Below are 16,998 nucleotides of genomic sequence, written 5' to 3'. Positions count from 1 at the left end.
ATTTGTCTGTGATTGGGTTTTGGATTTGTATGAAAAAAATCTCCGTAAAACAGGCGACCGCTGCCCTGATGCTGGTGTATAGCGTCGGGATTATTGGGCTTTTGTGGCCAGTTTCTAAGCCTTATTTTTTGTTGCTTACGCCGCTCAACTTGCTGCTAACACTTTGTTTGCTACTATTTTACCAAGAAAACAAAAACCAAATTTTTTGGATTGTGTCGGTAGCAGTGGCCGCATTGGGTTTTGGGTCGGAGGTGCTGGGCGTGCATACGGGTTGGCCGTTTGGCGAGTACCGTTATGCCTCTGCGCTGGGCTGGAAATGGGGAGATGTGCCTTTGATTTTGGCCGCCAACTGGCTGATTTTGATACTTTCTACAAATAATATTTGCCAAACTTTGCACTCCAACAAAGCCGTAAGAGCGGCGTTAGCAGCTACACTAATGGTCGGGTTGGATACTTTTATAGAACCAGTGGCCATGCGCAACGATTTTTGGCAGTGGCCAAACGGCGTGGTTGCCACTCAAAATTATGTCGGTTGGTGGGTGGTGGCTTTCGGGTTGCAGATGCTTACCGAAAGCCTACCTTTTACCAAAAAAAATCCGTTGGCTTGGCCAGTTTATGGCGTATTGCTTTACTTTTTTGTGGTGCAATGCGTGGCGTACAGATTGGGGTTATAGTTTATTCCATTACATCTATCCAACCTTTATAGGAAAGAGTTTGGCCTGTATAAGTGGTCAATTCCAACAGATAAAAATACGTTCCAGACATAAATGATTCTCCGTTCCAATCACTGTTATAATCGGTTTGCTCGTACATTTTCTTTCCCCAGCGATTATAAATCTGTAACTTATTCGTTTTGAAAAGATTTAAACCTTCTATTTTTAAAAAATCATTTTTCCCGTCTCCATTTTTAGTAATAATATTCGGAATAAATAACTCTGAGCAAATCAAATGTCCGTTGGCATCAATCGCGATTTTATCTACACTGACAGTTGCCGTAGCGGCACACGAAATATTGGAAGCGGAATAATTAATTTTTTTGGTTACATACGATTCGTTGTATAATGTCAGTACGTTATTTGTAAAATTGTCGGGAGCTTGCAAAGGCGGATTAAACGTCCAAACAACAGATTGTCCATTAAGCGAATCGGCCAACGTAACACTCGCTCCAGTGCAAATATTAGTGTCTTTTAGTGCAACGGATGGCGGAATTGACACAACAACCGTATCCACGACTTTACAACCTGTGGCTAATACGGTTCTGGTCAGATAATATTTTTGAACCAATACACTATTACCTGTATTAGAGATTTTTACCGTTGGGTTACTGATATTCGGATTAGTCAAATTATTGGCTGGCAACCACTGATAAGAATAATTTGCATTTGCATTGGTTCCAATATTTATAGATTGATTGCTACACGTTTGAAACAAAGCTGTCGCGTTGGACTGCAATTTTGGATATACGCCAACCTGCAAACTATCCGAACACGGAATATTGCTGGCAGAACATACTGTATTTTTTATGCTACCTGTCGCATTATAAAGCGTCAGTACGTTATTGGTAAAATTGTCGGGAGCTTGCAAAGGCGGACTGAATGCCCAAGTAACAGATTCTCCATTAATCGAATCGGCTAACGTAACGCTTGCGCCATGACAAATATTTGTATCTTGAAATACGACATTAGGCGCAACAGATACGGCAACCGTATCTACCACCGAACAGCCCGTAGAGACCAATGTTCTGGTCAGATAATATTTTTGAACCAATACACTATTGCCTGTATTTGAAATACTTACCGTTGGATTACTGATATTTGGATTATTCAAATTATTGACTGGCGACCACTGATAAGAATAATTTGCATTGGCATTGGTTCCAATATTTATAGATTGATTGCTACACGTTTGAAACAAAGCTGTCGCGTTGGGCTGCAATTTTGGATATACGCCAACCTGCAAACTATCCGAACACGGAATATTGCTGGCAGAACATACTGTATTTTTTATGCTACTTGTTGCATTATAAAGTGTCAGAACATTATTCACGAAATTATCTGGCGATTGCAACGGCGGATTAAATGTCCAAACAACAGATTGTCCATTAATCGAATCGGCTAACGTAACGCTTGCGCCATGACAAATATTTGTATCTTGAAATACGACATTAGGCGCAACAGATACGGCAACCGTATCTACCACCGAACAGCCCGTAGAGACCAATGTTCTGGTCAGATAATATTTTTGAACCAATACACTATTGCCTGTATTTGAAATACTTACCGTTGGATTACTGATATTTGGATTATTCAAATTATTGACTGGCGACCACTGATAAGAATAATTCGCATTGGCATTGGTTCCAATATTTATAGATTGATTGCTACAAACCGCTATATTTTTGGTTGGTTTTTTAGCTATCTCTGGATACACAGATATTTGGCGAGTATTTGCACACGGAATATTGCTGGCAGAACATACTGTATTTTTTATGCTACTTGTTGCATTATAAAGTGTCAGAACATTATTCACGAAATTATCTGGCGATTGCAACGGCGGATTAAATGTCCAAGTAACAGATTGTCCATTAATCGAATCGGCCAACGTAACGCTTGCGCCATGACAAATGGTGTCAGTTGTTTGTGTTGCAATACACATCGTAATGGGCATTTCGGTAGCATAAGGAACGCTTAATCGAGAAGTTACACCTGTTGGAGCTAATGCCAATCCATTTTTTATATATGTAGCATTAGCATTATTCGGATTAGTTATTTTCCCTAAAAAAGTGCTACCAGAGTTTGCTACATATATATTTCCATCTGGGGCAGTAGCCATCTGAGAATAAGTATAAGCACCTGTTATATTAGCAATGCTCACCATATTATTGGTAGCTATATTTATTTGTCGAATGGAATTAGGGTCATTAGGGCCAGTTTCTGTTATGTAAACATATTGACTATTAGGCGAAAACTCTACCCCTAAACACCTTGGAATGGTAAAGTGTACAGGATTTGAGACAACGCCTGTACTATTATTAAAGTTTAATAATTCAGCCCAGTTGCTATAGAATGTTGTTGCACATACTTTTTGTCCGTTGGGAGAAATATTCAATTCTCCGATAGGATTATTATGAATTCCCCCAACCGTACTAACAACAGGTGTCGGGCTAACTCCCGCATTTGTAACTAAATAAGCAAAATATTTACGATTTTCATTATTTGTACTAGCAGCACCATGTGTAACAACCCAATAATCAATACCATTGGCATGTTTGGTTACGGCCAACTTTTCTGAAGTTGGCTTTTTGAGTAGAATATTTTTTTGGCCAGAAACAACATATGCAAGCCCTGTACTACTATCTACTTTTACAATAGAATAACAAAGTCCTTTACTATTAGGATTCACGTTTTGATAGACACCCCAAGCATCCACCGTGAACAAAATTGCAGTATTGGGCTTGTTGGGATAAGGTAAAAAATAAGACGAGTTACTCGCTTGTCCGTCTCCATTCAGACTACTACCATTTAGGGCAATCTGATGATTTTTGTTATACAGCGTTTTTCCATCCGTATAAGCAATAATTGTATTATCGACAGAATTAGTAAGCGTAGCACAACCTTTATTAGCTACCATCGCACCCACCAGCGGGGTTGGTGGTGTTGTGCTGAAGTTCATGCCAGCATACTGACCAAAATACCAGACTTTGCCAATATTCTGGCTCAAAGCGGTGGATGAATAGGTTAAAAGTAAAAAGAGAAGTAGGCGGTATTGTTTTTTCATTTATTTAAAAGTTTAAAAAGTATCTAAGTCAGCCAAAGAGTATTTAAATTGTTCTACGGGATATTTTCCAGACAAATTAATTACACCAATTGGCAAGCCTTCTGAAGAAGGGTAGCGACTACATACTTTTTCCACAAAAGAGCCTTTCGTTGTAGAAAAAAATATTTTTGTACAGCCCAACCAGAAAGCCAATCGCCTGAGTTTTTTCCAAAACTCATCAGCCTGTTTCAAATCAAACTTTTCCATATCTCCGACACAAAAAAAGCCTTCATTTTTCACCCAAAGCGTAACGCCTGCCACCGTGATACACATATTATCTGTATATTTTTTGTACTGATAAAAATCTGCATCATGCACAACTCCTCCAATATTCGGCTCTATCAAAGAATTAGGTACTATTTTATTTGAAACATACAAAAATAAAATCATTTTTTGGTATATACCATAAAAAAGTTTAAATATTTTAACTCTTTTAGCTAACTCAGAAAGAGGAAGTGTCATAACCCTAATTTTATAGTTTATCATTGTTTCATAATGTATCCACGATAATTTTGTAACAAAGCCATGATATGAGTTTTTATTAGGCATTCCAAATACAAAATGAAGCCCTTCTTCTTTGGCTAATTCGTAGGTCTTTTTTGCCAGCGTAATAAACAATCTTTTGCCTTGATGGGAAGGATGCGTCATGGTGTCGCCAGACTGGGCCGCCAATAATTTTTCACCATTGTATTCGCATACCAAAGGAAAGACACCGTAATAAGCCGCCGCTTCATTGGTTGCATTGTGAAACGCAAGATAGCCCACATAGTCTTTCCCAAAATTTTGGGTTGCATACTTTTGGGTTAAATATTCTATGCTCACATGCGTTTTGAAGCAATGCAAATACAAATACTGTAAATGATGTAACGTATTGGCTGTTAGCCTTTCAAAGCGGTATTCTTCCATAAAATTTAAAAACCTTTTGAGTTAAGTGATGTGGATAAAAGTATCATATTGGCTTCGTGAGTGGTACTGTTGCTCATACTCCAACGGTTAAGAATGCGCGTATCATTCGCATCACTTCCAAGCTGATAATTTACTGCATATTGTTGTTTGTAGCCAATTTGCTGGGCTTCATCTTTTATCTTGTCAGTGTAGTTGCCATCAGGATAAGCAATGCTTACAATTTCTTTTTGCAGAAGATTTTCCAATATTTTTTTAGATAATCTCATCTCTTCGCTGGCCAAAGCAAAATCAATATTGCCGACATTATAGTGCAAATGCGTATGCGAACCAATCTCTATGAGTTTGGACTTGGCACAAGTCAATACTTGCGCATTATTCATCAGTTGCCAATAATGTGGATTGCGTTTTTTCATTTCTTCATAACGCGGGAGTTGAGCCGTAAGACCCTGAATATAAACATCTCGCCCATTACCCATTTTTTTGATTTGATTGGCAAGTTCTCCGTAATTGTGAGCATTGTGATCCGCCAAACGCATCATATCCAAAGTATCGTACCAAGTGATAAAGTCAGGATTTTCCAAGCCTGCCGTAATAATATAAAAAGTGGCAGGAGCATTATATTTTTCCAGTATTGGCAAAGCGATTTCTAAATTATTGATATAACCATCATCAAAAGTGAGAGCCAATAAGTTTTCTTGGGGAGTTTCGCCTTGCAAATAGGAATTATAAATTTCTGATAGCGAAACAATTTTGAAGTGCTTTTTGAAATAAAGAATATCTCTTTCAAATTGCTGCACGTCCATGTGTCTATGATTGATACCCAAATCAAATTTATCAGTTACGCCATGATAATTGAGTATAATCCGATGTTTCGCGGCACGACGTGCCAGCATTTGTTCTATCCCCAAACCATAAACTAAAGGTGAAATTATTTTACGGTTGATTGTTTTCGTTAATTTCATTGGCCTAATCAAATATTTAGCAATTATTAAAACGCGCTAAATATCCAAAAAATAAGCTCTTTATCCTAACACCCCCACCCTACTGCTGATTCATGTTTGGGGCGGTGAGGTTCTGGATAGAATCTTGCTCGGCTTTCAGGCGATTTTGTATGACATACACATACGAAAGCGTACTAAAATCCGTAAATAATTCTAAATCAATATTATAAAAAGTATCATCGTCGCGAATATTAATTTTGCGAATAATCCCCACAGGCTGCCCCGAAGGAAAGATCGTACTAAATTCGGACGTAACGATAGTGTCGCCTACTATCGGTTTGATGTGGCGAGCAATGTACATGAGTTTGGCCTCAAAGGGGTCTTTTCCGTCCCATTTTACAGTACCAAACGCATGGCTGCGCGTAATTTCTGCCGAAATCAACATTTTAGTATGCAACAGCGAGGTAATCGTACTGAAATGCTCCGAACAAATTTTCACGCGACCCACCACGCCCGTCGGCGACACGACTCCCATGCCAGGTTTAATGCCATCGGCCAAACCCTTATTGATTGTCAGGTAGTTGTCGGCAAAAGAAACAGAGTTGTTAATTACTTTTGCTACTTTATAATCGTATTGGAAAAGTGCCGCATTGCGCATCGTATCCATTTTGGCGTAACGTTCGCTTAGGCGGTTGCGGCTCAACAAAAAGTTAAGACGTGCGTTTTCTTCGGCCAAATCGCGGTTAATGTCCTGCAAATAAAAATAGTCGTTGATGCTGTTGGAAATGGCCATAAAATACGCCACTACCCGATTAGAAGAGTTTAAATACGCTACGCCTTGGTAGCTATTGTTCTGGACAATAAGCCACGTACATATCAGTTCCAAAATCAAAAAAAGCTGAAAAGCGCGGTATTTGTATAAAAATTTAAATAAACTTCCCATCGGTTTGTACAAACATCAAACCTTGAAAACAATCTTTTTGCGGTCGGATTGTCTTCAAGGTTTGGTAAAAAATAGGTTTTATTTGTCTAAAAAATTAAGACATCAAAACGGCTTTGTATTTTTCTATATTCTTGAGTGTCATGCCTGTACCACGCACTACGGCGCGTAATGGGTCTTCGGCAATATGAATCGGTAGCTTTGTTTTTTGGTGCAGACGAATGTCCAAACCACGAAGCAAGGCACCGCCACCCGTCAAGTGAATACCTTTTTCGTAAATATCTGCCGAAAGTTCGGGCGGAGAAATCTCCAACGCTTTCAAAACGGCTTCTTCGATGCGCGAAACAGATTTGTCCAAGGCAAAAGCAATTTCCGAATATGTTACTTTGATGGTTTTCGGGATACCCGTCATCAAATCGCGGCCACGAACTTCGTAATCGACTGGCGGATTTTCCAGCTCAGAAAGTGCCGAACCAACCTCTATTTTTACTTTTTCTGCCGAACGTTCACCAATCAAAAGGTTGTGTTGGCGGCGCATATAATCCAAAATATCTTTTGTGAACACGTCGCCCGCAATACGGATAGATTGGTCGCAAACAATACCCGAAAGCGCAATTACCGCGATTTCCGTCGTGCCGCCCCCAATATCTACAATCATTGAGCCGACAGGCTGTTCTATATCAATGCCGATACCGATGGCCGCTGCCAAAGGCTCAGGAATCATATACACTTCTTTCGCGCCTGCGTGTTCTGCCGAATCTTTTACGGCACGTTTTTCTACCTCCGTAATGCCCGACGGAATACAAATTACCATGCGGTGCGAAGGCGAGAAAAATTTATTACCAGCCCCAATCATCTTGATAAGTCCACGAATCATTTGTTCGGCGGCGGTAAAGTCCGCAATCACACCGTCTTTGAGTGGTCGTATCGTCTTGATTTTTTCGTGCGTTTTCTCGTGCATTTGCATTGCCTCCGTGCCTACAGCCATCACGCGTCCCGTATAACGGTCCAGTGCAATGATAGAGGGTTCGTCCACCACGATTTTATCTTTATGAATAATCAGCGTATTGGCCGTGCCTAAGTCCATGGCAATATCGCTGGTTAAAAAATCGAAAAGTCCCATTTATTCTTATTTTGTATTTAATGTTTTTCAAAAACCGAAGGTATGAATTTTCTTCGAAATTAGTGTTTAAAATGCCTAATTCCCGTCATCACCATCGCCATATTGTGTGCGTTGCAAAACTCAATAGAGTCTTTGTCTTTGATAGAACCACCTGGCTGAATCACGGCGGTTACGCCTGCCGCGTGCGCAATTTCCACGCAATCAGGGAACGGGAAAAACGCATCCGAAGCCATTACCGCGCCATGCAAATCAAATCCAAAAGTTCTGGCCTTGTCAATGGCTTGTTTGAGCGCGTCCACGCGCGAAGTTTGCCCCACGCCACTGGCCAACAATTGCCCATCTTTGGCCAACACGATTGTATTGGATTTGGTATGTTTGGCAATTTTGCTGGCAAACAACAACGAGGCGATTTCTTGCTGGCTTGGCTTACGATTGGTTACAGCGGTTAAGTGTTCGGCTGTTTCGGTCGTAAGGTCTTTGTCTTGCTCCACCACACCGTTAAGCAATGTTTTAAACTGCTTAGTAGAGGTTTGAGTTTCTTTGCGCAGCAACAAAATTCTATTTTTCTTTGATTCCAACAAAGCCAAAGCCTCTGGCTCATAAGCTGGCGCAATTAGCACTTCAAAGAAAAGTTGGTTAAGTTCTTGTGCCGTTGCTACATCTACGGTTACATTGGTGGCAATCACGCCGCCAAAAGCCGAAAGCGTATCGCACGAAAACGCGTTTACATAAGCTTGTTTGGCCGTCGGGGCAGTAGCCACGCCGCAAGCGTTGGTATGTTTTACAATCACAAAAGTAGCACCTTCGGCTTGCTTAAACTCGTCGAGCAAATCCAGCGTAGCGTCAATGTCCACCAAGTTGTTGTAAGAAAGTTCTTTGCCGTTGAGTTGCTCCAGCATTTGCGAAAGGTCGCCGTAAAACACGCCTTTTTGATGCGGGTTTTCGCCATAACGCAATGTTTGGGCTACTGGAATACTTTGTTTGAAACTGGCCGTTTCTTTTCCCGAAAAATAACGGAAAATAGCCGAGTCGTAATGTGAGGTTACGTCGAAAGCCTGCGTCGCGAATCGGCGGCGGTCTTCTTTGTCGGTAAAGCCTTGTTTTTGTTGGAGCAAATCAATGAGTGCGGAGTATTGGTCGCGGGAGGCCACCACCAACACGTCATTGAAATTTTTGGCTGCCGCTCTGATAAGCGAAATCCCGCCAATGTCAATTTTTTCTATAATCTCCTGTTCGGTACCACCTGCGGCCACTGTCGCCTCAAACGGATACAAATCCACGATAACCAAATCTATGGCAGGAATTTCGTATTCGGCTACTTGGGCTTGGTCTTGGCTCAAATCGCGGCGTTGCAAAATGCCGCCAAAAACTTTCGGGTGAAGTGTCTTTACGCGACCGCCCAAAATGGACGGATACCCCGTCAAATCCTCGACGGCTACGACCTCAATCCCCAATTGCTCTATGAATTCTTGTGTGCCTCCTGTGGAGTAAATGCGTACTCCTTGTTGGGCTAAAAGTTTGACAATTTCTTCTAAGTTATCTTTATGATAAACAGAAATAAGTGCTGAGCTAATTTTTTGGGATTGCATTACGGAGAAGATTTTGATTGAAGCCGCAAAACTAATCAAATTTTTTACAAGCCTCAATAAATGATTTTCTTTTTGAAAATATTGCTTAACCCAAAACCTTATTCTCTAAAACACTGATAATCAATTTTTTAATATTTTAAGTTTATATAAAAAAAATGCAACTCCCACAAAAAATGTGAAAGCTGCATAAGACCCATCAGACTATACGAAAACTTAGTCCAACAATAACAAACCAAATGAATTATAAAACACTGAAAACTATTACACTAGAAGTCCTTGTAGCTTCAGAGAAGCCACCCGAATCGCGTTGCCTACGGCCAGCGAGTCATTTTCTTCGCCCGCCAAACGCGCATGAATATAACCCGCCCAAAACGAGTCGCCCGCGCCTGTAGCGTTCTGCACTTTGATAGGTTGCACGGCGGCGTATTCCCAAGTGGTCGCCTGTCCGTTTTTGTAATACACGCCATCGCCGCCACAAGTCAGGCACACGAACGCGGCTTGTACCTGTTCCAGATACGCCAAAGCCGTCGGAATGTCTATGTCAGGATGTTGCCAAAAACGGCTCACATCGTCCAGACTAAATTTGAAAGAAACATTAAAATTCAGTAACTGCCTGAATATCTGCAAGGCTTGCTCATGCGAATCCCATATTTTTTCGGAATAATTCCAGTCCACCGAAGCAGGCACACCAAAAATCACGGCTTTGCCGATGCTGCGCAAAATATTGGTTTGGGCAGGCTCGGCACTGAGTGCGAACGAAGACGTATGCAACCAAGCCGCATTTTTTAGTAAATCTTCATCAATGGCAGGAATGAATTTGTCGGCATCGCGGTACGGAATAAAATCGGGCGTTTGCGCCGTGCGCCCCACCACAATCAGCGAAGTAAAATGCTTGGGCGTAACGTGTATGTGCGTGGTTTCCAGGCCTTCTTGCACTACTTTTTCCAACAAAATTTTACCAAAACCATCTTCGCCCACCGCCGCCACAATGTGGCCAAGCGTACCGCAACGTTTGAGATAGCGACAAAAATTGGCCGTGCTTCCGCCCGTGTGTATGTTCAGGTATCGGGCTTGCGAGAGGTCGTCCACTTGTGTGCTACTAATGGCATCTATCAGCAATTCTCCCATTGCCAATACATATTTATCGTTAGTTAGCATAAATTCTTACTTGTTTTTTGATTGGTTTGGGGAAATAATAACCCGAAATCGGCGGCGTGTTCGGCCAGCACTGCCCCCGCCGCACTCCAAGTGCATTGAGGCACACCGCAAGGCGCACCGTTTGCACCGTTTAGGCATTCATTAAATTCAAAATCAGCGAGTTGGTTAGCCGCGTGTACGCGCTGAGTCAGCATTTGGGCATTTTGTTTTTTGCCTGCTTTGTGCAAAGCCATCGCCAACCAACCATTCCAAACAGGCCACAAACCGCCGTTATGAAAATGGTGTGGCTTGTTACGGAACTCGTAAGCGTAATTGTTGCGCAACTCGCGCATATCCGTATCGTTGGCTTCTATGGCAGGGCTGAACGACGGCAAAATCGTGGTAGTTTCTTGTAACTGCTTGGTCAAAAACTGCAAAAGTGTGTTTTCTTGCAAGGCATTGCCCAAACCCAACAAAATAGCTAACGAATTGGCTTGCAGGTCGAAATACGTGTAAATACGCGAAGGATTAAATCCCATCAACCAATATTGCGCCGAAGCCTCGCGGCTCTGATGCTTCAGATTGGGGCTGTACGGATTGTTAAGTCCTGTTTGTGGGTGAAAATTTTGCTCAAGGACCGTTCTAATCTGTGCGGCTTTGGCCTGCCAATCGGCATTTTGGTAAATCTGAGCCGCCCATTCCAACGCCCAAACCCGAAGCAATTGTTCAAACAAAATATAGCCGTGTTGGATGTATTCGTCTGCCCAATCGCCACTTTGCGGCACATAAACCAAATGGCGGCCATTAAATTCCCATGCGTCCAACACCCAAAAACTGCGTTCTACGTGTTGTTTATATTTTTCTGCTAAATCAAAATCCTGTGTATGTGCCACATACGCGCATAGGCCAATCACTGCCCAGCAAGGCGTATCGGCGCGGCCAACCGTTCCGCCATAGCTGACGGCTTGCGTGTGTGGCGTTACGTTAGACGGGATAAATCCCGTCGGGTGCTGATGGTCAAAAAGCGTTTCGATGTTGGCTTTGCCTGTGGCAATAAGCCCCGCGTCGCCGCTCAACAAAGCCGCCAACGTGCAAATAATGCCATCTCTTGCCCAAATGCGTTTGTAGTTGTCGAGGTTTTGCACCGATGCCACAAACCCGTAAGGCGTAGCGGCTTTTCGCAAAAGACTGATACTCTGTTCGTATGCCTGAATATTTAACATAAATAATTAGCTGATTGAATGATTTTTTTTGATGAATAGCGTAAGCGTTGCCGCCACGAGTATCAGCACACCCGCAAACACAATGGCGTGTTGGGCGTTGCTGTGCAAAAAGGCTTGGTAAATCCAGCGAAACGTAAGCGTTTGGAGCATCATCGGCAGCACAATAAACATATTGAGAATGCCCATGTAAATCCCCGTTTGCGCAGGTGGAATATTGCCCGCCAACATCACGTAAGGCGTTCCCATCATGCTTGCCCAACCGATTCCGAAACCAATCATCGGGACGACAAGCCAAATTTTATCCGAAATAAAAGGCAATGCCATCAGCCCAGCCGCCGCTAGAAATAAACTAATGCTGTGCACATAACGCGCCTGCGTTTTGCTCGTAAGCCACGCCAGCACAAAGGCCACGCAAAAAGTTACGACATTGTACGTGCCATTGATTTGGCCCGTGAGCAACTCGGCTTGTACAAATTCTACGCTGTTGGGGTCTGAAGTATGAAAAATGCTTTTGGCCATGCACAGCGTCACGAATTGCCAATAAATAAACATTGCGTACCAGTTGAACAAATACACCACACCTAATTGGCGCATTACTTTGGGCATGGTGCGAATGGCCTGCACAATGTCTCGGAACACATACACAATTCCTTTGGGTTGTGCCTGTATTTCAGTGATTTGTTCGGCGGTAAGGGCTGGCTCTGGCGTAGAAATAACCGAATACATGACAGAGGCAATCGAAACCACCGCGCCGATACTAAACGCTGCCAAAGTAGCGTAAGGAATATTGTTGGCGGTGCGTGCCGTTTGGCCAAAAATGCCCAACATGATTAGCAAACTCGGTGTCAGGTTGGCCAGTGTAATGCCCAATCCCGTAAAAAAACTTTGCGTAAGAAAACCAACAGGGTGTTGTTTTTCGGGTAAAATATCGCTGACAAAAGCCCTGTAGGGCTCCATCGTGATGTTGTTGGCCGCGTCCAGAATCCAGAGCAAACCTGCCGCCATCCACAAAGAACTGCTATGCGGCATCAGGAACAAACACAAACTACACAGCACCGCACCCACCACAAAATAAGGTCTGCGCCGCCCAAAACGACTTACGGTTTTGTCGCTCATCGCGCCCACGATAGGCTGCACGATAAGTCCCGTCATGGGGCCGGCCAGATTCAGCAAAGGGATTTGTTCGGGATTTGCCCCCAAATACGAGTAAATCGGGGTCATGTTCGTTTGTTGCAAACCAAAGCTGTACTGAATACCCAAAAATCCGATATTCATGCTAATGATTTGCCAAAAATTAAACTTCGCTTTCATGGTGTTTCTTGGTTTGGTGTTGGGTGATAATTACGCGGCGGTTCTTGTGGCCAATTCTTTTGTTGAAATAAAAAGCAACCAATTTTTATGATGAATAAAAGTAATTGATTGCAAGCGTATTAGTAGAATTGATGAGAAGCCGAATTTGGCCACAAGCCTGCCGCGCGTCGTCTTGCGAAAGGAAGTAAAAAAGGTTTATTTTTCTTAGAAACTAAATGAAACAGAAGCAGATACCGTGCGGCCTGTGATGCTACGTGCTCTCACGATATTGGTCGTGTTTTCTGTAATGCTTGCTTCTTCAGCTTCTGTAAAGCCCATTGTATTGAAAATGTTGTTGCCGTTGAGCGAAGCGCGGATTTTGCTGCTAAACTGATAGGCCACAAACGGATTCACGTAAGCGTAACCAGGCATTACTAACAAATTATCATTTTGGGTATAAGATTTCGTCGTTCCGATAAGGCTAAAACCAACCGACAATTTGCCCGCCTCATACGTTGGTGTAAGGGCATAAATCAAAGGAGCTTGTCTTCTTGGCGTTTTGTCTTTGTACGTGCCTTCGGTGATGCGTGCGTGCGTATAAGTCGCGTTGCCTTTGATGCTCAAGTTTTTAGCTGGATAAATTACGCCTTCCAACTCCAAACCCATCGACTGATAACTGTTTTTGATGACGCGCGTCGTGGTATTGAACACTTCGTATTGTACCGCTTCTTTGGTTTGGGCATAAAAAGCCGTCAGGAACACGCTACCAATGTCATGTTTGAGTTTGTAACCCAACTCGCCTTGGTTGAGGCGGTCGTATTTGCCATCTGCACTACCATCTCCAAAAAGATTTGGGGTGAAAACAAGACGGTCTGCACGTGCCGAACCGCCACTGCTATAACGTGCAAACACGGCACTGTTTTCGTCAAGCATATAGTTTAGACCTGCCGAATACGACACATAACCATAATTGTAATTTACGGGTTTGGTATGTGCGTAATCTATCGCCGAAACGCTTTGTTCGTAAGCCGAAATCGTGCCGTCGTTGTTCATGTCTGCGGAAGTTTGGGTGTTGCCTGCATACGTGCCGCGCACTCTGCCCATGTCGTAACGCACGCTTGCATCAAAATTAAGGGCTTCGGTTAGGCTTGAGTTGAAAGCGGCATACGGTGCAATAATGTCGTAGTTAAGATTGTAGTTGCGGTTGATGTTGCCCCACATTGGCGAGCCATACGCAAAAATGCCGTTGCTGCTGTGGCTCACGCCGCTTGCGTCGGTGATGTTGAGCAAGCGCGCTTTTTTGCCGTCCACCGTCATCAGGTGCGAAGAGAACAACCAATCCATGTTGATATTTTGGTTGGATTTGTAAACACCCAAAAGCAAATTGTTTTTACCAAATTCTTTTTTGAGTTGTAGGTCGTTCATGTAGTTGTTAAAGTTGTTGAGTTTTGTATTAAACAAATGAACAACCATTGCATTTTCGCCCGTATAAGTCTGACCAGTAGTTGCATACGTGAGCGTTGCGCCTGTCAGGTTGGCGTTTACAGCCGTTCCGATTTGCGACAAAATCGCGCTGGTGCTGCCCACTGCCGCAGGGAATGGCGCAATGAACGAACCACTGTTGAAGGCAGCTTTGGCGCGGTCTTCGAGTTGCCAGCCATTACCCAAATCAAAAGAAAATTCTGTACCAATTGATTTAGAAAGTGGGTGCATTCCGTCGGCGATGTTGGTGGTAGCCAACGAGCCATCTCCACTCAAATTAACGGTTTGCAACAGTTCCGAAGAAAGCAACGTGCCTCTTTGTACGTTAAAACCTGCCAAAGATTTGTAAGTTGGGTTAGCGTTGCTACCCGTAACTTGCACAGGAGCTGGCATATAAGCGGCGGCGCGGTCGTTGAGCACTTTCAAATACACGCGAGCGTAACCGCCTTTAAATTCTTTCGTAAAATTGGCTTTGAACTGGCCACCGTTGTTGGCATTGTAGCCCGCCGTGCGAGGGCCTTCGCCTACTCTATAAAAACCGCCTACGTGGAAAGTCATGCCGTTGCCCATCGGTGCGCCGTAGTCGAAATCCGTGCGGTAATTTTGATAATCCAAACCAAATGAATTGGTAATGCTACCGCCTTCGGTCGTGCCTGTTTTGCTTATAAAATTGATGATACCTGCGGGCGAGTTGGTGGCCATGCTGGAAGCCGAACCGCCGCGAATGGCCTCAATGCGCGAAACATTTTGGTCGGCACGCAAGAAAATGTCGGAAGTGGCAAAGGCAATATCCCCGAATTGGAACACGGGCAAGCCGTCTTCTTGGAGTTGCAAATATTTAGAACCACCCGTCGAAAGCGGAACGCCACGAACCGTAATGTTGGTGTTACCGTCGCCGCCTGTGGCTTCGGAACGAATACCAGGGATAGAACGGAAAATTTCGGCAGTAGTACGCGGTGCAGCCTTTTCGATGTCGGTGCTGCGCATGGTACTTACTGATACACTGGAGGTTAGTTTGGTTAATTGGTTAGCCACACCCGTTACAATTACGCCATCTAAGGCAATGCCTTCGTCGCGGAGTGCGATTTTCAAATCTTGTACATCGCCGTTGCTCAAATCAAACGAATCTAATTTGCTTTCATAACCCACAAACGAAAAACGCAATTTAACCATTTTGGCGGGCAAGTTCGAAATGCGAAACGTACCGCTATCGGAAGTAATCACGCCATTTTTGAGATCTGGGGCATAAATCGTTGCGCCAATCACAGGAAAACCAGTTACATCACTTACTTTCCCGCTGATTTTGCGTGTGTTTTGAGCAAATGCCACTTCTGCTGCCAGTAGAAGCACGGCAAAAGGTATTAGTTTTTTCATATCAGTTATATAATTTGGTGTCAGAAACTGTTACGAAAGTAGCCTACTTTAATATATGAAATTTGCCAGTAAACGATGTTATATGCGCAAACGATTTCGTAAACATTTGCGAAAACGTTTGATGTTGATAAATAATTAATTTAGATTTGGTTAAAATAACAAAACTACACCAATGAAAGAAACCATCACCCTCAAAAAGTTGGCGGAAATGCTGAATTTGAGCATTGCGACCGTGTCCAGAGCCTTGAAAGACCACCCCGACATTTCGGAGCAGACTCGCAACCGCGTAAAAGAGTTGGCCGAACTCATTGACTACAACCCCAACCCTTACGCCATTAATTTGCGTACCAGCAACAGCAAGGAATTTGCCATTATCGTCCCGATTCTTTCCAACCGATTCTATCATTCGTTTATCAGTTCGGTAGAAGAAGAAGCCCGACAATACGGCTATTCGGTCAGTATTTATTGTAGTAATGATGATGCAGCCTTAGAAAACGACATTTTGAAGCGTTGCCGCCAAAAACGCATGACAGGTATTTTCGTGGCCATTACGCCCGCCACCACCGACACGGTATCGTTCAAACGCCTTGAGAGTACGGGCGTGCCTGTCATTTTTTTTGATAAAGTGCCCGACCAAGACACCTACAACCGCGCCTGCGTAGCCGACAAAAAAGCGGCAGTGTTGGCCGCCCAAGCACTTATCCAGAAAAAGAAAAAACGTGTTTTGGCGATTTTTGATAGTATCCAGATGTCCATTACGCGCACGCGGTTAGAAGGATTTTTGGCTACTTTTGCGGCGGAAGCTCCAGAGGTTCAAGTAGATATTCGGCATGTGGTAAACTCGGAAACTGCGCGGCAAGTAGTGGCGCAAGTGCTCGGCCATGAGCCAATGCCCGACGCTATTTTTTGTATGAGTGATGAAATTCTGATTGGTGTAATGAAGGCGCAGCAACGCACTACGTTACGTTTTCCTGACGACATCGGCATTATTGCCATTAGCGACGGTTTTATTCCGCAACTGTATTTTCCAGAAATTACCTACGTGGAAACCAGCGGCTACAAACTCGGCAAACTGGCTTTTAGCCGTATGATGGCCTGTTTGTCGGGAAGCAGCTTTGCCCAAACACTTATCGTCGATTCAATTCTGATAGAAGGCGGTTCATTGTAAAAATATTGC

12 protein-coding genes are annotated in these 16,998 nt (G+C 43.4%); 2 read left to right on the top strand and 10 right to left on the bottom strand.

Annotated features, from left to right (window positions below):
• Window positions 1-29 precede the first annotated feature (29 nt).
• A complete protein-coding gene (locus tag BM090_RS12120; protein ID WP_143083962.1) occupies window positions 30-674 on the top strand; it encodes a carotenoid biosynthesis protein in 645 nt (214 codons plus the stop codon).
• Window position 675: 1 nt separating this feature from the next.
• Here the strand turns inward: BM090_RS12120 and BM090_RS12115 are convergent, their stop codons facing one another.
• The 10 genes from BM090_RS12115 to BM090_RS12070 form a co-directional block, all read right to left on the bottom strand.
• The gene (locus tag BM090_RS12115; RefSeq protein ID WP_221405396.1) at window positions 676-3,720 is read right to left on the bottom strand and encodes a T9SS type B sorting domain-containing protein; all 3,045 of its coding nucleotides are present in this window, start codon (window positions 3,718-3,720) and stop codon (window positions 676-678) included.
• A gap of 69 nt (window positions 3,721-3,789) precedes the next feature.
• The gene (locus BM090_RS12110; RefSeq protein ID WP_177199921.1) at window positions 3,790-4,638 is read right to left on the bottom strand and encodes a GNAT family N-acetyltransferase; all 849 of its coding nucleotides are present in this window, start codon (window positions 4,636-4,638) and stop codon (window positions 3,790-3,792) included.
• 89 nt (window positions 4,639-4,727) lie between these two features.
• Window positions 4,728-5,684 (bottom strand): polysaccharide deacetylase family protein, encoded by a 957-nt coding sequence (locus BM090_RS12105; RefSeq protein WP_143083961.1) that lies wholly within the window; start codon window positions 5,682-5,684, stop codon window positions 4,728-4,730.
• A gap of 79 nt (window positions 5,685-5,763) precedes the next feature.
• Entirely contained in the window at window positions 5,764-6,606 is an 843-nt protein-coding gene (gene mreC, locus BM090_RS12100) for a rod shape-determining protein MreC (protein WP_091513179.1), read from the bottom strand.
• A gap of 94 nt (window positions 6,607-6,700) precedes the next feature.
• Window positions 6,701-7,726 (bottom strand): rod shape-determining protein, encoded by a 1,026-nt coding sequence (locus BM090_RS12095; protein WP_091513176.1) that lies wholly within the window; start codon window positions 7,724-7,726, stop codon window positions 6,701-6,703.
• Window positions 7,727-7,785: 59 nt separating this feature from the next.
• Complete coding sequence (gene purH / locus BM090_RS12090; RefSeq protein WP_091513591.1) at window positions 7,786-9,315, bottom strand: bifunctional phosphoribosylaminoimidazolecarboxamide formyltransferase/IMP cyclohydrolase; 1,530 nt, start codon at window positions 9,313-9,315, stop codon at window positions 7,786-7,788.
• Between the two features lie 261 nt (window positions 9,316-9,576).
• Window positions 9,577-10,473 carry a PfkB family carbohydrate kinase gene (locus tag BM090_RS12085; protein ID WP_091513172.1) on the bottom strand — a complete coding sequence of 299 codons (897 nt, stop codon included), beginning with the start codon at window positions 10,471-10,473 and terminating at the stop codon, window positions 9,577-9,579.
• Window positions 10,467-11,675, bottom strand: a complete 1,209-nt coding sequence (locus BM090_RS12080) for an amylo-alpha-1,6-glucosidase (protein WP_091513168.1) — start codon at window positions 11,673-11,675, stop codon at window positions 10,467-10,469. Before BM090_RS12080 ends, BM090_RS12085 begins: the two co-directional genes overlap by 7 nt.
• A gap of 6 nt (window positions 11,676-11,681) precedes the next feature.
• Window positions 11,682-12,986 carry an MFS transporter gene (locus BM090_RS12075; protein WP_091513165.1) on the bottom strand — a complete coding sequence of 435 codons (1,305 nt, stop codon included), beginning with the start codon at window positions 12,984-12,986 and terminating at the stop codon, window positions 11,682-11,684.
• 204 nt (window positions 12,987-13,190) lie between these two features.
• Window positions 13,191-15,821, bottom strand: a complete 2,631-nt coding sequence (locus tag BM090_RS12070) for a TonB-dependent receptor (RefSeq protein ID WP_091513163.1) — start codon at window positions 15,819-15,821, stop codon at window positions 13,191-13,193.
• Between the two features lie 172 nt (window positions 15,822-15,993).
• Between BM090_RS12070 and BM090_RS12065 the strand changes: the two genes are divergently transcribed.
• Window positions 15,994-16,989, top strand: a complete 996-nt coding sequence (locus tag BM090_RS12065) for a LacI family DNA-binding transcriptional regulator (protein WP_091513160.1) — start codon at window positions 15,994-15,996, stop codon at window positions 16,987-16,989.
• The last annotated feature ends 9 nt before the right edge of the window (window positions 16,990-16,998 follow it).

The organism is Flexibacter flexilis DSM 6793, from assembly GCF_900112255.1.
In the GTDB taxonomy this organism is placed as follows: domain Bacteria; phylum Bacteroidota; class Bacteroidia; order Cytophagales; family Flexibacteraceae; genus Flexibacter; species Flexibacter flexilis.
Note: the sequence above shows the minus strand (reverse complement) of the source record. Positions and strands in the feature narration are given on the sequence as shown.